Origin of the sequence: Sphingomonas sinipercae, assembly GCF_011302055.1 — a bacterium.
Classification (GTDB): Bacteria; Pseudomonadota; Alphaproteobacteria; order Sphingomonadales; family Sphingomonadaceae; genus Sphingomicrobium; species Sphingomicrobium sinipercae.
The window spans coordinates 1,046,915-1,060,712 of sequence record NZ_CP049871.1 but is presented as its reverse complement, the minus strand read 5'-3'; the positions used below and the strand labels follow the sequence as shown (position 1 = coordinate 1,060,712).

The following is a 13,798-nucleotide window of genomic DNA, read 5'->3' as shown; positions in this document are numbered from 1 at the left end:
CAAGCGCTGTCTTGCCGCTGCTGAATCGCCGCTCAACGGGGGAAGAGTCGGGTTGCGACGAAGCGAGTGTCCGTCACGACAAACACAGGCCGCCGCTGGCCTTCGCGCCGCCGCCTGCTAAAGCGCGCGAGGGAGACGCGCGATGAAGTTCCTGAAAGCCCTGATGTGGGTTGCCGTGACGACGCTGATCATCCTGTTCGCGATCCGAAACTGGCAGGACGTTACGCTCAGCCTGTGGGGCGATCTGCGGCTGGACATCAAGGTGCCGCTGCTGCTCCTCATCATGTTCCTGGCGGGCTTCCTTCCGGCCTGGGCGACCTACAAGGCGCGGCTTTGGAATGCCAAGCATCGTCCGGCCGCAGTACCGCCCCCAGTCCCGCCGATTACGCGGCCCGAGGAAGTCTTCGAATGAACCCGGTCTTCGTCGCCATCGACACGCCCGATCCGCAGCAGGCGGTCGACCTCGCCGCCTCGCTTCGCGGGACGGTCGGCGGGGTCAAGCTCGGGCTGGAATTCTTCGCCGCCAACGGGCCGGCGGGCGTGGCCAAGGTCGCCGCGACGGGCCTGCCTATCTTCCTCGACCTCAAACTGCACGACATCCCGAACACCGTCGCCAGCGCGATGCGCGCATTGGCGGATTTGCGGCCGGCCATCGTCACCGTCCATGCCGCCGGCGGCCGGGCAATGCTGGAGCAGGCCAAGGCCGCGGCGCCCGTCGAGACCAAAGTCGTCGCTGTGACGGTGCTGACCAGCCTCGACGCTGGCGACCTTGATTCCATCGGCGTTGCCGCCGCGCCGGCCGAGCAAGTCGAGCGGCTGGCCGCCCTCGCGCGCGATTCCGGCCTCGACGGCATCGTCTGCTCGGGCGCAGAGGTCGAAGCCGCGCACCGCGCCTGGCCCGACGGCTTCTTCGTGGTTCCCGGCTTGCGGCCTTCGGGATCGGACAGCGGCGACCAAAAGCGGGTGGTGACGCCGCGCCAGGCTCGCGCTTCGGGCGCTTCGGTGCTGGTCATCGGGCGGCCGATCACCAAGGCAGAAGACCCGGCGCAGGCTGCGCGCGACATCGCCGGCACCCTCTAGAGTGGACAATTGCGGCGGCTTGCGCCTACCCGCGCCGTGATGACCGGGAGTGAGAAATGAGCTGGCTCAGCCGCGTTCGGAACGGCATTCCGTTCCTGCCCAAGCGCCAATCTGCCGAAACCTTGTGGCACAAGTGCCGCAAGTGCGGGACGATGGTCTTCCTCAAGGAATGGGAAGACAATTTTCACGTCTGCCCGCGGTGCGACTACCACGACAGGATCGGGCCCAAGCTGCGCTTCGAATATACGTTCGACGACGGCGAGTATGAGCTGCTGCCATCGCCCGAGGTGCGCGAAGACCCGCTGAAGTTCCGTGACAGCAAGCGCTATTCGGAGCGGCTGAAGGCGGCCCGCGCTTCGACCAATGAGCGCGACGCCTTGCTCAACGCGCGCGGCCAGGTCGGCGGGCGCACCGCAATCGTCGGCGCCCAGGACTTCGCGTTCATGGGCGGATCGATGGGCATTGCGGTCGGCGCGGCTTTCGTCGCCGGCGTGCGCGCCGCGATCGAGGCGAAGGCGCCCTACATCCTCTACACGGCCGCCGGCGGCGCGCGGATGCAGGAAGGCATCTTGTCGCTGATGCAGATGCCTCGGACCACCGTGGCCCTGGCGGAGCTGGCCGAAGCCGGCCTGCCCTACATCGTCATCCTCACCGATCCGACCACGGGGGGGGTCACCGCTTCCTATGCGATGCTGGGCGACGTGCAGATCGCGGAACCGGGCGCATTGATCGGCTTTGCCGGCCAGCGGGTCATCGAGCAGACGATCCGCGAAAAGCTTCCCGAAGGGTTCCAGCGTGCGGAATATCTACTCGCTCACGGGATGATCGACATGGTCGTGCCGCGGATCGAGCTGAAGACGCGGCTGGCCGCACTGGTGGGCTATCTCGCGCCGGAGAAGAAAGCGGCCTAATGGCCGATTTCGCGCGGTCGGACAGCGCCGCTGTCCAGGCCCAGCTCGACCGATTGTCGATGTTGTCCCCGGGCGGCGACCAGCTCGGGCTCGACCGCATCTCCCGACTGCTCGACCGGCTCGGGCGTCCGCAGGACTCGCTTCCTCCGGTGTTCCATGTCGCCGGCACCAACGGCAAGGGCTCGACCTGCGCCTTCCTGCGCGCCGGGCTCGAAGCTGCGGGACAGCGCGTGCACGCTTTCACCAGTCCGCACTTGGTTCGCTTCAACGAACGGATCCGGGTCGCCGGCAAGCTGATCGAGGACGACGCGCTGGCGGCACTGCTTACCCAAGTGCTCGATGTCGGCGCCGACATTCAGCCGAGCTTCTTCGAGGTCGCAACCGCCGTCGCCTTCCTCGCCTTCGCGCAGTTCCCCGCCGACGCCTGCATCGTCGAGGTCGGGCTTGGCGGACGCCTGGACGCCACCAACGTCCTCGAACTCCCCGCAGTCTGCGGCATTGCCGCGCTTGGCGTCGACCACGAACAATTCCTCGGCGCCGACCCGGCGGGGATCGCTTATGAAAAAGCGTCGATCGCCAAGCCTGGCGTCCCGCTTGTCGTCGGCGACTATGCGCAAGACATTTTTGCAACCGTCGCCCGCGTTGCGCAGCAGCAGGGCGCACCACTGTTCGCCGCGAACCGCGACTGGCACTTCGCGGTTGAGGACGGAAAGCTCGATTACCGCGATTCTGAGGGCGCGTTGCAGTTGCCGCTGCCTCACCTCGCCGGCGCCCACCAGGCGGAAAATTGCGCGCTCGCGCTCGCCATGCTTCGCCATCAGCGCAGCGTCGACGTGCCAGTCGTCGCGCTGCAACGCATGCCGGTCGCGGCGCGGTGGCCGGCCCGGCTGCAACGGCTCCAGGCCGGCCCGCTTACTGCACTGACCGGCAGGCCGATCTGGGTGGACGGCGGGCACAATCCGGACGCCGCGGAGCGCGTTGGCGACTGGCTGTCCCACCTGGACGGCCCTCGCCCGCTGCTGGTCGTCGGGATCCTCGCCAACAAGGACGCTTCCGGAATCCTCAAGCCGTTGGCGGCCTCAGGCTCTCCACTGGTCGCCGTCCCGGTACCGGATCACGCCTGCCACGACCCGGGACAACTGGCGGCGCTGGCCCGCGAACTCGGCTTCCCCGATGCGACAGCGGCTCCCGACGCCATGACCGCGCTTTCGGCCGCGCGCGGGTCGCCCGTCGCGATCCTCGGCTCGCTCTACCTTGCCGGCGCGATTCTCAGGGCCAACGGCGAAATGCCCGACTAAGCCGTTTCGGGCCGTTCCTCGTCCGGATGTTCGGAGCGCACGTCGCCTTCCCCAGCCTTGCCCGCGCTACCGATCGAGCTGTCGACCAGGCCCGCGCGCATCATCCACCAGAACAGGAGGATTCCGGGCACTGCAGCGAGCGTCGTCAGCAGGTAGAAGTTCACATAACCCATACCCTCGATCAGCGCGCCTGCCGTCGTCCCGGTCAGGAAGCGCCCGACGATGCTCGCCGCGGCGGAGATCAGCGCATATTGCGAGGCGGTGAAGCGCAGGTCGCACAGGGCCGAGAAGTAAGCGACGACGCAGACCCCGCCGATACCGCTGGCGGCGTTTTCGAACCCGATCGCCGCCGCCATTCCGATATTGCTATGCCCGCTCATCGCCAGCAGCGCGAAGCTGAAGTTCGACACCGCCATCAGGATCAGGCTGATCAGCACCGACCTTTTCATGCCGAGCTGGGCGTAGAGGATTCCGCCGATGAAGATGCCGATCAGATAGGCCCAAAAGCCGACACCCACGTCCCAGATGGCGATTTCGTCGTTGCTGAAGCCAAGGTCGTCGAACAGCAGCCGGAACGTCAGGTTGGCCAGCGTGTCGCCGATCTTGTGCAGCAGGATGAACAGCAGCACCAGGAACGCGCCCTGGCGCTGGAAGAATTCGGTGAACGGCCGCCACACGGCCGCGACCGCTTCGCCCATCCCGCGCCGTTCGATGGGATCGCGATGCCGCTTGGGCTCGCCATACACCAGCGCCGTGATCATCGCCGGAAGCGCGAGCGCGGCGCAGGCGAGGTAAGCGTTGGTCCAGTCGCTTCGCGCCGCAACGACGAGCGCGAGCGCGCCGGCGCCGGCCGAACCGATGCGCCAGCCATATTGGGACATGCCCGACCCGACGCCGAGCTGGCGCGGCTCCAGGATCTCAATGCGATAAGCGTCAATGACGATGTCGAAGGTCGCGCCGGCGATCCCGACCAGGATTGCTGCCGTGACCATCGTGCCGATGCCTGCCGCCGGGTCGGCAAGCGCCAGGTTAATGACGGCGGCAATCACCAGCGCGCCGGTCACCAGCATCCACGACACGCGCTGGCCCAGCCGGGCGAGCAGCGGCAAGCGGACGCCGTCGATGATCCAGGCCCACAGGAACTTGAAATTGTACGCGAGGAAGACGAGTGTGAAGGCGGTGATCGTCGACTTGTCGATGCCGTCCTGCTTCAGCCGGGTGGTCAGCGTCGCGCCGATCATCGCGTAAGGAAAGCCCGACGAGATGCCGAGGAACAAGGCGGCCAGCGGTGCGCCTTCGGTGTAGGGGCGCACGCCCGCTGGGATCGATCGCCTCCAGCCGGTTGCTTGCCCCGCTACTGCTTCGCTCATGCCCCACCCTTCGCTCTGTTCGTCTTCTGAAAGAAGCTTAGCAGCACGCCCGCCGCTGAACAGGGGTTTAGCTCGCTTCCGGCTCGGCCTTGCCGGAGCGGTAGATTTCCAGCCCCTTCGGCAGCTTCGGCTCCTTGCCGGCAAGCATGCGTTCGACGGCTTCGAGCGCGCTTCGCAATTGCCGCTCGCTATAGGGCTTTTTCAGCCGCCCGAGCGCCAGGGTCGCCGCATCCGCCGGCAGGTCGAGGCCGGTCGAAAACAGCACGGGCACGCCGCGATCCTTTGCTGCGCGCGCCAGGTCCATCCCGGTCCGCTCGCCGCTCAGCCGGACGTCGCTCAGGACCAGGTCGATCTGCTGTTTGTCCAGCATCGCGATTGCGTCATCGAATGTATCGAGCGTCGCCACCACCTCGTAACCGGCGTCGCCAAGCATCATTTCATTGTCGAACGCGGTCAGCGGCTCATCCTCGACGATGAGGATGCGCTTGACGATGCGCTTCCGCTTCCCGAACAGCATCACACCCCCAAAGGAACAACCAATTGCGATCCGAACGAACGAAGCGCGATCCTGTGCCGCAGCGCCGAAAAGGTCCGCGCGGGCGGCGCCCGCAGCAACGCGATAGCGGACCGCAGCGCATTGCCAAGCTGCTTGCGCGCGCCGGCGTCGCCTCGCGCCGCGACATCGAGCGGATGATTGCCGAGGGCCGCATCGCACTCGACGGCAAGGTTCTCGAAACGCCCGCGACCCTGCTTGAAAGTTTGCGCGGTGTGACCGTGGACGGCAAGCCGGTGAAGGCGGCCGAAGGCGCGCGGCTGTTCCGTTTCTACAAGCCGCCGACCACGCTGACCGCGGTCAACGACCCCAAGGGGCGCCCGACGATCTACGACCGGCTTCCGCCCGGCCTGCCGCGCGTAATGCCGGTCGGCCGGCTCGATTTTATGACCGAAGGTTTGCTCCTCCTCACCAACGACGGCGAATTGAAGCGGCAACTTGAGCTTCCCAAGACCGGGATCGTGCGCACCTATCGCGCCCGCTCTTTCGGCCACGTCACGCAGGAGCAACTCGAAGCGCTGGCCGACGGAATCACCATCGAAGGGATGCATTACGGGTCGATCAACGCCAACCTGGAGCGTCGCACCGGCCGCAACTGCTGGATCGAAATGAGCCTGACCGAAGGCAAGAACCGCGAGGTTCGCCGAGTGCTCGCCCATCTCGGCATGCAGGTCTCACGCCTGATCCGCACCGCTTACGGCCCGTTCGACGTCGGCGGGCTCGAACCCGGCGATGCCGACGAGGTGCCGCAGCAAATCCTCCAGGACTTCCGAAGCTCGCTGAAATGAGGATCGTCGCCGGGCAATGGCGCGGGCGAAGGCTCGCCGCCCCGGCCGGAAGCGCGACTCGCCCGACCGCGGACCGGGTCCGCGAAACGCTGTTTTCAATGCTTGCGAGCCGCCTCGGCTCCTTCGACGAGCTGCGCGTCGCAGACCTTTATGCGGGCAGCGGCGCGCTCGGTTTCGAAGCCTTGTCGAGGGGCGCGGCCTTCGCCTGCTTCGTCGAGCAGGACCGAGGCGCAATCGCCGCGATCCGAAGCAACATCGCGGTCTTTGCGGTCCAGGCCAGGACGGAAGTCCTCGGGCGCTCGGCGACCAGCCTGCCGCCAAGCCAGCCGTTCGACCTGATCTTCGCCGATCCGCCCTATGCCGCCGGATCGGGCTCAGCCGTCGTCGCTGAGATCGTCCGCGCCGGGTGGCTAGCCCCCGGCGGCTGGGCCGCGATCGAGACTCAGCGCGGCGACCCCGTCGACCGCCACGCGCTGGAACTGGATTCGGAGCGCGACGTCGGCCGCGCCCGGCTTACGCTGCTTCGTCGCGCTTGGACTTCGCCGCCGACTTGATCTCGTCGAACTCGTTCGCGATCCGCCGGCCCATCGCCGCGGCCGCCGCCGTGACCGCGCCCTTCAGGGCCCGCTTCGCGCCGCGTCCCTCGCCACTGCCGGTGCGCGCGCTGTAGCGATGCTCGGTCAGCGCCGCGAGCGCAGCCGTCGCACCCACTGCCAGCAGGTCGGCGACCAAGGGGCTTTCCAGCAGCTTGAGCAGCATGTCGGCCGCGCCATTGCCCTCGTTCCGCGTACTTCCGCCCGACCGTGCGCGGGCACTGGGCTTTGTCACCGCCTTGCTGCCGGACGCCTTCTTCGGCGAGCTCTTCGGCTTGGCCGAGGCCTTCGCGCCAGTCGTTCCGCTCGTTGCTTTCTTCGCCATCTGAAAATCTCCTGTCAGCGGCGCGTCAGTAACCCATCAGCGCCAGCACTTCGCGACGACTACGCTCATCGGAGCGGAAGGTGCCCATCATCCGGCTCGTGGTCATCATCACGCCCGGCGTATTCACGCCCCGCGCGGTCATGCAGGCATGGGTCGCCTCGATCACCACGGCCACACCCTTGGGGTGCAAATGGTCCCAGATGCAGTCCGCCACTTGCGCGGTCAGCCGTTCCTGCACCTGCAACCGCCGCGCAAAGCCGTGCAGCACCCGCGCCAGCTTGCTGATCCCGACCACCTTATCGCGCGGCAGGTAGGCGATCGCCGCCTTGCCGATGATCGGCGCCATGTGATGCTCGCAGTGCGACTGGAACGGAATGTCCTTCAACAGCACGATTTCGTCATAGCCGCCGACTTCGTCGAAGGTGCGCTTCAAATGGACCGCCGGGTCGCTTTCATAGCCTTGCGCATATTCCTTCCACGCGCGCGCCACCCGCGCCGGCGTATCCAGCAACCCCTCCCGCTCCGGATCGTCGCCGGCCCAGCGGATCAGCGTGCGGATTGCTTCGGCGACGTTGTCGGGGACGGGCAGTTTCGGCGGCGCCTCAAAGGTATCGCCATCATCCGGCGTCGGGCTCATCGGCCAAGCTCCCTTGCAATGTCGTCGGCCACCTGCGCGGCCTGGTTCCTGATATCCGGCACCGCGATGATTTCCCAGAACCGCCCTTTGGTCAGGGGCCCAAGCGCCCACAGATGCGCCGCGCCCGCGACCGCCGAACGCTCGTCGACCGCAATCCCGATGCCGAGCGGGTCGGGCCGGGCAAGACCGTCATCGAGGAGCTGGCGTAGAAGCGGGTCGCGCGTTTGCTCGATCCGGCCCAGCGGGCCGGTGCAATTGAAGACGTATGCGAACTCGCCTTCGCGAAGCGTTTCGTCGCCCCGGCGCCGATAGCCGACACGGACGCTGCTCGCCTGCGGCTCGACGTGCGCCAGCCGGCCGGCGACGATTTCCAGCCGGCCCTCGTCGATCATGCCGGCCAGCTTGGCGGACACCTGCGGCGCGATCCGGTGGCGGTGCACATCCCACCACGGCCGCGCGTGGCGCAGGAAGCGCTGCTGCTCGCCCGGCGGCAGGGACTGCCAGAGATATTGGCTATGCGGCCGCAGGCGGTCGATCGCCGCCCGCCAGCTTCCAAGCGCCGCCGCGCTGTGCCGAAGCCAGGCGAACAACGCGTTCAGGCCGCCCGCCGGAAGCGCCGACCGCTCGATCGGCTGCGCTTCGTAAGCCGCGTGACCGCGCGGGATCAGGCCGCGCCTCGACAAAGCGACGATGCGCCCGCCATGCCCGGCCGAATCCAGCGACAGCATCACGTCCACCATCGTCAGCCCGGTGCCGACGATCAGCACCGGCGCGTCGGTGGTCGCGACCTCGGCGACGGCCGAGCGCGCTTCCACGCTCCACGGATTTTCGATCACCCGCTCGCCGCCGTCGCGGAGCGCGGCCATCGTCTGCGGCGGCTGGTTGCCGATGGCGAGGACCAGCGCCTCGCCCGTGATCGGATCGCCGTCCGCCAAGTCGACGGTCCAACCACCGTCGGCCGTGGGCCGCGCGCCGACTGCGCGTCCGCTCTCGACGGTCGCGCCCGACGCCAGCGCCTCGTCCAGGATGCCCCTTAGGTAAGCGCCGTAATCCCGCCGGGCGGCAAAGGCCGCCGGGTCGCCGCTATGGGCCGCGAAATCGCCCGGCTCATCCGCCCAGGCGCCCATGTTCGCTGCGGGGACATTCAGCAGGTGCGCCGGATCGGTCGTCGAATAGGCCGTTCCCCGGCCGGCGCGGTCGGTCGCCTCGACGATGACCGAGCGGATTCCCCGCCGCGCGAGCTGCGCCGCCAGGATCGTCCCTGAAAATCCGCCACCGACAATCACCACCGGCCAATGCCGGTCAGATTTCATAGTCGGGCCAGTCGTTGGGGTTGGCGGCGCCCGCCTTGCGCCGCATCATGTGGTCGTAAATTTCGCTGACCGTCTTGCCCGCGGTCTGCGTGAACAGAGCCGGGACGATGGCGTGGACCAGGCACGCAAGCCCCGCACCGATCAGGGTCACGCCGATCTTCAGCGCACCGACGCCATGGCCGAACCAACTCATGCCAAGCGACGCGGGATGGTCCGTGAACAGCCGCTTCCAGGCCACGCCGTCACTCTCGCCTTTCTGCCCGGCCATGCGCCTGCTCCGTTCGTGGTGACCCCGACTGGATTCGAACCAGTGACCTACGGATTAGGAATCCGGCGCTCTATCCTGCTGAGCTACGGGGCCCGCCGCAATCGATACGGCGTCGTGCGGTGCTGATCAATTCGCGGCGCGGACGAAAAATCCCGTTTGACCCCCTTAACTTTCGTGAAGGGGTATGGTCTTAGGGCTGTGCTCGAGAAGGAGTTCCATTGTCCCTTTATGCTATGTTGGAGCCGCGGCGCGCCGCGGGGGATGACCGTCGCTCGGCGCCTCGCCGGGCATTGTTGCTCGGGATCCGGGTCGGCGCGTCTGGGACGCAGATTCGGATTCTCAATCTGTCCACGACCGGCCTGTTATTGGAAGCGGCCGATTCCGTGCTTCAGCCGGGCGAGCTGATAGATGTCGATCTGCCGCATGCCGGGCGCACGCCGGCCAAGGTCGTTCGCATCGATGGCGTCTTCATGGGCTGCGAGTTCGTTCGCCCCATAACCAGGGCGTCCGTAAGCGCCGCGCTGCTGATGGCCCAACCCATGGCCCCAGCGCCTGCGCAGCAATGGCATGCCAGGTCCAGGGTCCAGCTCCGCTCCCTCGCCGCCGGGGGATTGGCGATCGGCTTTGTCGCGCTGCTGGTCGTTTCCGGGCTCGTACCCCTGATCGCGGCGCTGACCGCCAGCGTCGCTATCGCGCTGCTGGTTGCCTGGGGCGTCTGGGTGCTCGATTCCGAATTCTGACGGCGGGCCGCAAGAGCGACGCGGCGCCGCTACTTCGATCCGAACCCCGTCAGCATCGTCTTGATCGTCCGGAAGAAGATCAGCAGGTCGAGCCAGGGCGAGAAATACTTGATGTAATAAAAGTCGTACTGCAGCTTGCGGTGGACCTCGTCGACGTCCGCGACATGGCCCTGGTTGACCTGCGCCCAGCCCGAAATTCCCGGCTTCACCACGTGGCGGTAACGGTAGAAGGGCAGCTCGCTGGTGTACCAGACCGATAGCACCTCGGCTTCCGGGCGCGGGCCGATCCAGCTCATTTCCCACTTCAGAATGTTGAACATCTGCGGCAGCTCGTCCAGCCGCAGCTTGCGCAGCGCGCGGCCGAGCTTCGTGATCCGGGCGTCGTCCGCCTTGGTCATCGCCGCAAAGCGTTCGTCGTCATCCGCGCCCTGTGAATCGAGCGGGCGCATGGTGCGGAACTTATAGACGGTGATCGGCCGTCCGGCGTGGCCGACGCGAAGCTGGCGAAACAGCACTGGCCCCTTGCTGTCGAGGCGGATCAGCAAGGCCAGCACCGCCATCACCGGCAGTGCGATTGGCAGGATAGCCACTGCGAAAGCGAAGTCGAGCAGCCCCTTCAGGTGAAAATAGCCCCGCGCCGGCACCAGCGAACCGAAGCTGTTTTCCGACAGATGCTCCAGCTGCACCCGCCCGGTCAGCGATTCCGCGAGCTGCTTGACCTGATAGACGATCCGGCTGGCGAGCGCGGCATCGGCCAGGAAGCCTTCCCATTCGTCCGGCAGGTCGGCGGAAAAGTCGGCGACGATGGCGTCGCAATCGCGCGTGTCCTGCAGCCGGGGGCGCTTCATCGTGAACCACTCGACCCCGTCGATCCGCTCCAGTCCCTCGACCGCGCCGAACGGGACGACAGCGATCTTGCGCTGCACCCGCCGTTCGGCGGCGATGTAGAGCAGGTAGAGCCAGACCACGTGCAACGCGAACCCGCCCAGCAGCGCGACGCGGTCGTATGGGAAGCGGGTAAGCAGGAACCAGACGACGGCAACGCCATGCCCGGTTAGCGACGACGGCAGGATGACATAGGTACGGCGAATGCCCGGATAGGTCTCGATCGACAGCCGCATCCAGAACGCGATGATGACGCCGATGGCGTTGCCGGTCAGCGCGTTGATGCTCGCTGCTTCGAACATGCTGCCGGGCAGGAACGGTCCGCGCAGCGACCAGGGCAACAGCGCCCCGATCATCATTGCCCCAGCGAACTGGAAGCGCCGTCGCGTCAGCAACGAACGGGCGCGCACGCCCCTGGAACGCGGCTCGGTTACAGCGTCCACCGGTCGATCCCCGGGCTCAGCGAAAGGTGGCGCCACATGCCCCGCAGGTCGGCAAGGGTGCCGCCGTCGCCAAGCAGCGCTTCCAGCCTGTCAGGGGCGAAGTCGCGATATTCGTGGTGGGCGACGGCGCCGATGACCAGGTCGTATTTGCGACCGGCCTGGTCGGCGACCTTGATGCCATATTCATGTTCGATTTCGGCCGGGTCGGCGACCGGGTCGACCACATCGACCGAATGGCCTAGCCATTGCAGCCGGTTGATGACGTCGATCGTCCGGCTGTTGCGAAGGTCGGGCACGTTTTCCTTGAACGTCAGGCCAAGCACCAAGACGCTCCCGGCCTTGGAGTTGCGGCGGGCGTGCAACTGGTCGGCGATCCAGCCGCCCATCCCGTCGTTGATCCCGCGCCCGGACAGGATGACCTGCGGGTTATGGCCGAACTTCTGCGCCAGGTAGCTGAGGTAATACGGATCGACGCCGATGCAGTGCCCGCCGACCAGGCCCGGTTCGAAGGGCAGGAAATTCCACTTGGTCTTCGCCGCGGCGAGCACGTCCCACACCGAAACGCCGGCATGGCTGAAGATCTGCGCGACCTCGTTCATGAAGGCGATGTTGATGTCGCGCTGGGCGTTCTCGATCGCCTTGGCCGCTTCCGCCGTCTTGATCGACGCCGCCTTGTAAGCGCCGCCGGACGTGATTGCGCCATACATTTGCGCGACCTGGTCGAGCACTTCATCGTCTTCGCCGGCGACGACCTTGGTGATCTTGTCGATGGTGTGTTCGCGGTCGCCCGGATTGATCCGCTCGGGGCTGTAGGCCAGCCGGAAGTCTCGGCCGCGCTGCAGCCCCGCGGCCTGTTCGATCTCGGGACCGCAAATGTCCTCGGTGACGCCCGGATAGACGGTGCTCTCGAACACGATCGTGGGCCGGACCGCGGGATCGATCAGCTTGGCCACAGTGCGCGTCGCGCCGAGCAGGGCCTTAAGGTCCGGCTGGTTCATCGAATCCACCGGGGTCGGCACGGCGACGATATAGATGTCTGCGCCCCGGCACTCGTCCGGATTGGCGGTCAGCGTGATCGATGACGCTTTCAGGTCCGCTTCGTCGATTTCCGCGGTGCGGTCGAAACCGGACTGAAGTTCGGCGACGCGCTTGGCGTCGATATCCAGGCCAACGACATCGAACTTGCGTGCCAGGGCAACCGCCAGCGGAAGCCCGACATAGCCGAGCCCGACAACGACAATCCGGCCGCTCACTGCGCTGTTGCCTGCAGAAGGGCGTTCGAGCCGGCGCCTCGGCCGATCCCTCGATAGTCCAGCCCGGCCCGCTCAGCCTCCGCTTGGTCATAGACGTTGCGCAGGTCGACCAGCGCCCGCCCCCGCATCCGCTTGGCCAGCTTGTCGAGGTCGAGCGCTCGAAATTCGTCCCACTCCGTGACGACGACCAGCGCATCCGCACCGTCGGCAACCGAAGCTGCATTTTTTGCCAGCGCCAGGCCCGGCATCAGCGCCGCCGCATGATCCATCGCCGCCGGGTCGAAAGCGATGACCTCCGCCCCCGCCTTCAGCAAAGCGTTGACGAGCGGGATCGACGCCGCGTCGCGCATGTCGTCGGTGTTCTGCTTGAACGCGAGCCCGAGCACGCCGATTTTCTTGCCGCTGACGCTGCCGCCGAGCGCCGCTGCAACGCGATCGGCCATCGCCGCCTTGCGCCGGTCATTGACGTCCACGACCGTGCTGATGATGCGTTGCTGCACGCCCGCTTCCTCTGCCGTCTTGAGCAGCGCCAGCGTGTCCTTGGGGAAGCAGCTGCCACCGTAGCCCGGACCCGGGTGGAGGAACTTGGGGCCGATACGGTTGTCGAGGCCGATCCCGCGCGCGACTTCCTGCACGTCGGCGCCGACTGCTTCGCACAGGTCGGCGATTTCGTTGATGAAGCTGATCTTCATCGCCAGGAACGCATTCGCTGCATATTTGGTCAGCTCCGCCGTGCGCCGGCCCGTGAACAGGATCGGCGCCTTGTTGAGAAATAGCGGGCGATAGATTTCGCGAAGCACTTCGCGCGCATGTTCGTCGTCCGCGCCGACGACGATCCGGTCGGGATGCTTGAAGTCGGCGATGGCCGCGCCTTCGCGGAGGAATTCGGGGTTCGACGCGACCGATGTCCCCTCCGGCGCGCCTTCTTCCTTAAGGATGCGCGCAATCTCGTCGCCGGTCCCGACGGGAACCGTCGACTTGGTGATCAGGACCACCGGCGACGTCAGCGCCCGCGCCAGCTCCCGCACCGCGGCAAAGACGAAGGTCAGGTCGGCGTGGCCGTCGCCGCGGCGCGCCGGGGTCCCGACGGCGATGAACACCGCCTCTGCGCCCTCGATCCCGTCGGCAAGTTCGGTGGTGAAGCTGAGCCGCTCGCGCTCGACGTTGGTCCGGACGAGGGCTTCAAGGCCCGGTTCCCAGATCGGCATCCGCCCGGCCTTGAGCCCGTCGATCTTCGACTGGTCCTTGTCGATGCAGACGACCTCATGCCCGAAATCGGCAAAGCAGGCGCCGGACACAAGCCCGACGTAGCCGGTGCCGATCATCGCGATACGCATTCTT

General features: G+C 66.8%; 16 protein-coding genes and 1 tRNA gene. 7 read left to right on the top strand and 10 right to left on the bottom strand.

Annotated features, from left to right (window positions below; translation table 11 throughout):
- Nucleotides 1-142: 142 nt before the first annotated feature.
- Genes G7078_RS05555 through G7078_RS05540 form a run of 4 tightly spaced genes read left to right on the top strand, consistent with a single transcriptional unit; the run spans nucleotide 143 to nucleotide 3,289 of the window.
- Nucleotides 143-412: a LapA family protein gene (locus tag G7078_RS05555; protein ID WP_166093839.1), complete on the top strand. Its 270-nt coding sequence runs from the start codon at nucleotides 143-145 to the stop codon at nucleotides 410-412.
- Nucleotides 409-1,080: an orotidine-5'-phosphate decarboxylase gene (pyrF, locus tag G7078_RS05550; RefSeq protein WP_166093837.1), complete on the top strand. Its 672-nt coding sequence runs from the start codon at nucleotides 409-411 to the stop codon at nucleotides 1,078-1,080. The genes G7078_RS05555 and pyrF overlap by 4 nt, the downstream gene beginning before the upstream one ends.
- Before the next feature lie 56 nt (nucleotides 1,081-1,136).
- Nucleotides 1,137-1,991 (top strand): acetyl-CoA carboxylase, carboxyltransferase subunit beta, encoded by an 855-nt coding sequence (gene accD / locus G7078_RS05545; protein ID WP_166093835.1) that lies wholly within the window; start codon nucleotides 1,137-1,139, stop codon nucleotides 1,989-1,991.
- The gene (locus G7078_RS05540; protein ID WP_166093833.1) at nucleotides 1,991-3,289 is read left to right on the top strand and encodes a bifunctional folylpolyglutamate synthase/dihydrofolate synthase; all 1,299 of its coding nucleotides are present in this window, start codon (nucleotides 1,991-1,993) and stop codon (nucleotides 3,287-3,289) included. The genes accD and G7078_RS05540 overlap by 1 nt, the downstream gene beginning before the upstream one ends.
- Here G7078_RS05540 and G7078_RS05535 read toward each other — a convergent pair.
- Together G7078_RS05535 and G7078_RS05530 are read right to left on the bottom strand one after the other, a co-directional pair.
- Nucleotides 3,286-4,659: an AmpG family muropeptide MFS transporter gene (locus tag G7078_RS05535; RefSeq protein ID WP_166093831.1), complete on the bottom strand. Its 1,374-nt coding sequence runs from the start codon at nucleotides 4,657-4,659 to the stop codon at nucleotides 3,286-3,288. The genes G7078_RS05540 and G7078_RS05535 overlap by 4 nt on opposite strands.
- A gap of 67 nt (nucleotides 4,660-4,726) precedes the next feature.
- A complete protein-coding gene (locus G7078_RS05530; protein ID WP_166093829.1) occupies nucleotides 4,727-5,176 on the bottom strand; it encodes a response regulator in 450 nt (149 codons plus the stop codon).
- A gap of 23 nt (nucleotides 5,177-5,199) precedes the next feature.
- Between G7078_RS05530 and G7078_RS05525 the strand changes: the two genes are divergently transcribed.
- Nucleotides 5,200-6,000 (top strand): pseudouridine synthase, encoded by an 801-nt coding sequence (locus G7078_RS05525; protein ID WP_425505231.1) that lies wholly within the window; start codon nucleotides 5,200-5,202, stop codon nucleotides 5,998-6,000.
- On the top strand, nucleotides 5,997-6,554 hold the full coding sequence (gene rsmD, locus G7078_RS05520) for a 16S rRNA (guanine(966)-N(2))-methyltransferase RsmD (RefSeq protein WP_166093827.1): 558 nt from the start codon (nucleotides 5,997-5,999) through the stop codon (nucleotides 6,552-6,554). The genes G7078_RS05525 and rsmD overlap by 4 nt, the downstream gene beginning before the upstream one ends.
- Here the strand turns inward: rsmD and G7078_RS05515 are convergent.
- From G7078_RS05515 to G7078_RS05495, 5 genes are all read right to left on the bottom strand, one after another.
- Nucleotides 6,514-6,918, bottom strand: a complete 405-nt coding sequence (locus G7078_RS05515) for a hypothetical protein (RefSeq protein WP_166093825.1) — start codon at nucleotides 6,916-6,918, stop codon at nucleotides 6,514-6,516. The two genes, rsmD and G7078_RS05515, sit on opposite strands and share 41 nt — an antisense overlap.
- Nucleotides 6,919-6,943: 25 nt before the next feature.
- Complete coding sequence (gene folE / locus G7078_RS05510) at nucleotides 6,944-7,555, bottom strand: GTP cyclohydrolase I FolE (RefSeq protein WP_166093823.1); 612 nt, start codon at nucleotides 7,553-7,555, stop codon at nucleotides 6,944-6,946.
- Nucleotides 7,552-8,868 (bottom strand): FAD/NAD(P)-binding protein, encoded by a 1,317-nt coding sequence (locus G7078_RS05505; RefSeq protein ID WP_166093821.1) that lies wholly within the window; start codon nucleotides 8,866-8,868, stop codon nucleotides 7,552-7,554. Before G7078_RS05505 ends, folE begins: the two co-directional genes overlap by 4 nt.
- Nucleotides 8,858-9,136: a DUF6356 family protein gene (locus G7078_RS05500; protein WP_166093819.1), complete on the bottom strand. Its 279-nt coding sequence runs from the start codon at nucleotides 9,134-9,136 to the stop codon at nucleotides 8,858-8,860. The genes G7078_RS05505 and G7078_RS05500 overlap by 11 nt, the downstream gene beginning before the upstream one ends.
- Nucleotides 9,137-9,152: 16 nt before the next feature.
- Nucleotides 9,153-9,229: transfer RNA gene (locus G7078_RS05495), tRNA-Arg, on the bottom strand.
- Between the two features lie 125 nt (nucleotides 9,230-9,354).
- Here G7078_RS05495 and G7078_RS05490 point away from each other — a divergent pair.
- A complete protein-coding gene (locus G7078_RS05490; protein WP_166093817.1) occupies nucleotides 9,355-9,876 on the top strand; it encodes a PilZ domain-containing protein in 522 nt (173 codons plus the stop codon).
- Between the two features lie 29 nt (nucleotides 9,877-9,905).
- Here the strand turns inward: G7078_RS05490 and G7078_RS05485 are convergent, their stop codons facing one another.
- The 3 genes from G7078_RS05485 to G7078_RS05475 are packed head-to-tail and all read right to left on the bottom strand — an operon-like array spanning nucleotide 9,906 to nucleotide 13,794.
- Nucleotides 9,906-11,204 carry a sugar transferase gene (locus G7078_RS05485; protein WP_166093815.1) on the bottom strand — a complete coding sequence of 433 codons (1,299 nt, stop codon included), beginning with the start codon at nucleotides 11,202-11,204 and terminating at the stop codon, nucleotides 9,906-9,908.
- Complete coding sequence (locus G7078_RS05480) at nucleotides 11,192-12,457, bottom strand: nucleotide sugar dehydrogenase (RefSeq protein ID WP_166093813.1); 1,266 nt, start codon at nucleotides 12,455-12,457, stop codon at nucleotides 11,192-11,194. Before G7078_RS05480 ends, G7078_RS05485 begins: the two co-directional genes overlap by 13 nt.
- Complete coding sequence (locus tag G7078_RS05475; protein ID WP_166093811.1) at nucleotides 12,454-13,794, bottom strand: UDP-glucose dehydrogenase family protein; 1,341 nt, start codon at nucleotides 13,792-13,794, stop codon at nucleotides 12,454-12,456. The genes G7078_RS05480 and G7078_RS05475 overlap by 4 nt, the downstream gene beginning before the upstream one ends.
- Between the last annotated feature and the right edge of the window lie 4 nt (nucleotides 13,795-13,798).

Excerpts from the sequence above, each read along its gene's own strand:
- G7078_RS05535 (WP_166093831.1), bottom strand. The coding sequence starts at position 4,659 with ATGAGCGAAGCAGTAGCGGGGCAAGCAACCGGCTGGAGGCGATCGATC.
- G7078_RS05515 (WP_166093825.1), bottom strand. The coding sequence starts at position 6,918 with ATGGCGAAGAAAGCAACGAGCGGAACGACTGGCGCGAAGGCCTCGGCC.
- G7078_RS05530 (WP_166093829.1), bottom strand. The coding sequence starts at position 5,176 with ATGCTGTTCGGGAAGCGGAAGCGCATCGTCAAGCGCATCCTCATCGTC.
- rsmD (WP_166093827.1), top strand. The coding sequence starts at position 5,997 with ATGAGGATCGTCGCCGGGCAATGGCGCGGGCGAAGGCTCGCCGCCCCG.
- pyrF (WP_166093837.1), top strand. The coding sequence starts at position 409 with ATGAACCCGGTCTTCGTCGCCATCGACACGCCCGATCCGCAGCAGGCG.
- accD (WP_166093835.1), top strand. The coding sequence starts at position 1,137 with ATGAGCTGGCTCAGCCGCGTTCGGAACGGCATTCCGTTCCTGCCCAAG.
- G7078_RS05505 (WP_166093821.1), bottom strand. The coding sequence starts at position 8,868 with ATGAAATCTGACCGGCATTGGCCGGTGGTGATTGTCGGTGGCGGATTT.
- G7078_RS05540 (WP_166093833.1), top strand. The coding sequence starts at position 1,991 with ATGGCCGATTTCGCGCGGTCGGACAGCGCCGCTGTCCAGGCCCAGCTC.
- G7078_RS05475 (WP_166093811.1), bottom strand. The coding sequence starts at position 13,794 with ATGCGTATCGCGATGATCGGCACCGGCTACGTCGGGCTTGTGTCCGGC.
- G7078_RS05555 (WP_166093839.1), top strand. The coding sequence starts at position 143 with ATGAAGTTCCTGAAAGCCCTGATGTGGGTTGCCGTGACGACGCTGATC.
- G7078_RS05500 (WP_166093819.1), bottom strand. The coding sequence starts at position 9,136 with ATGGCCGGGCAGAAAGGCGAGAGTGACGGCGTGGCCTGGAAGCGGCTG.
- folE (WP_166093823.1), bottom strand. The coding sequence starts at position 7,555 with ATGAGCCCGACGCCGGATGATGGCGATACCTTTGAGGCGCCGCCGAAA.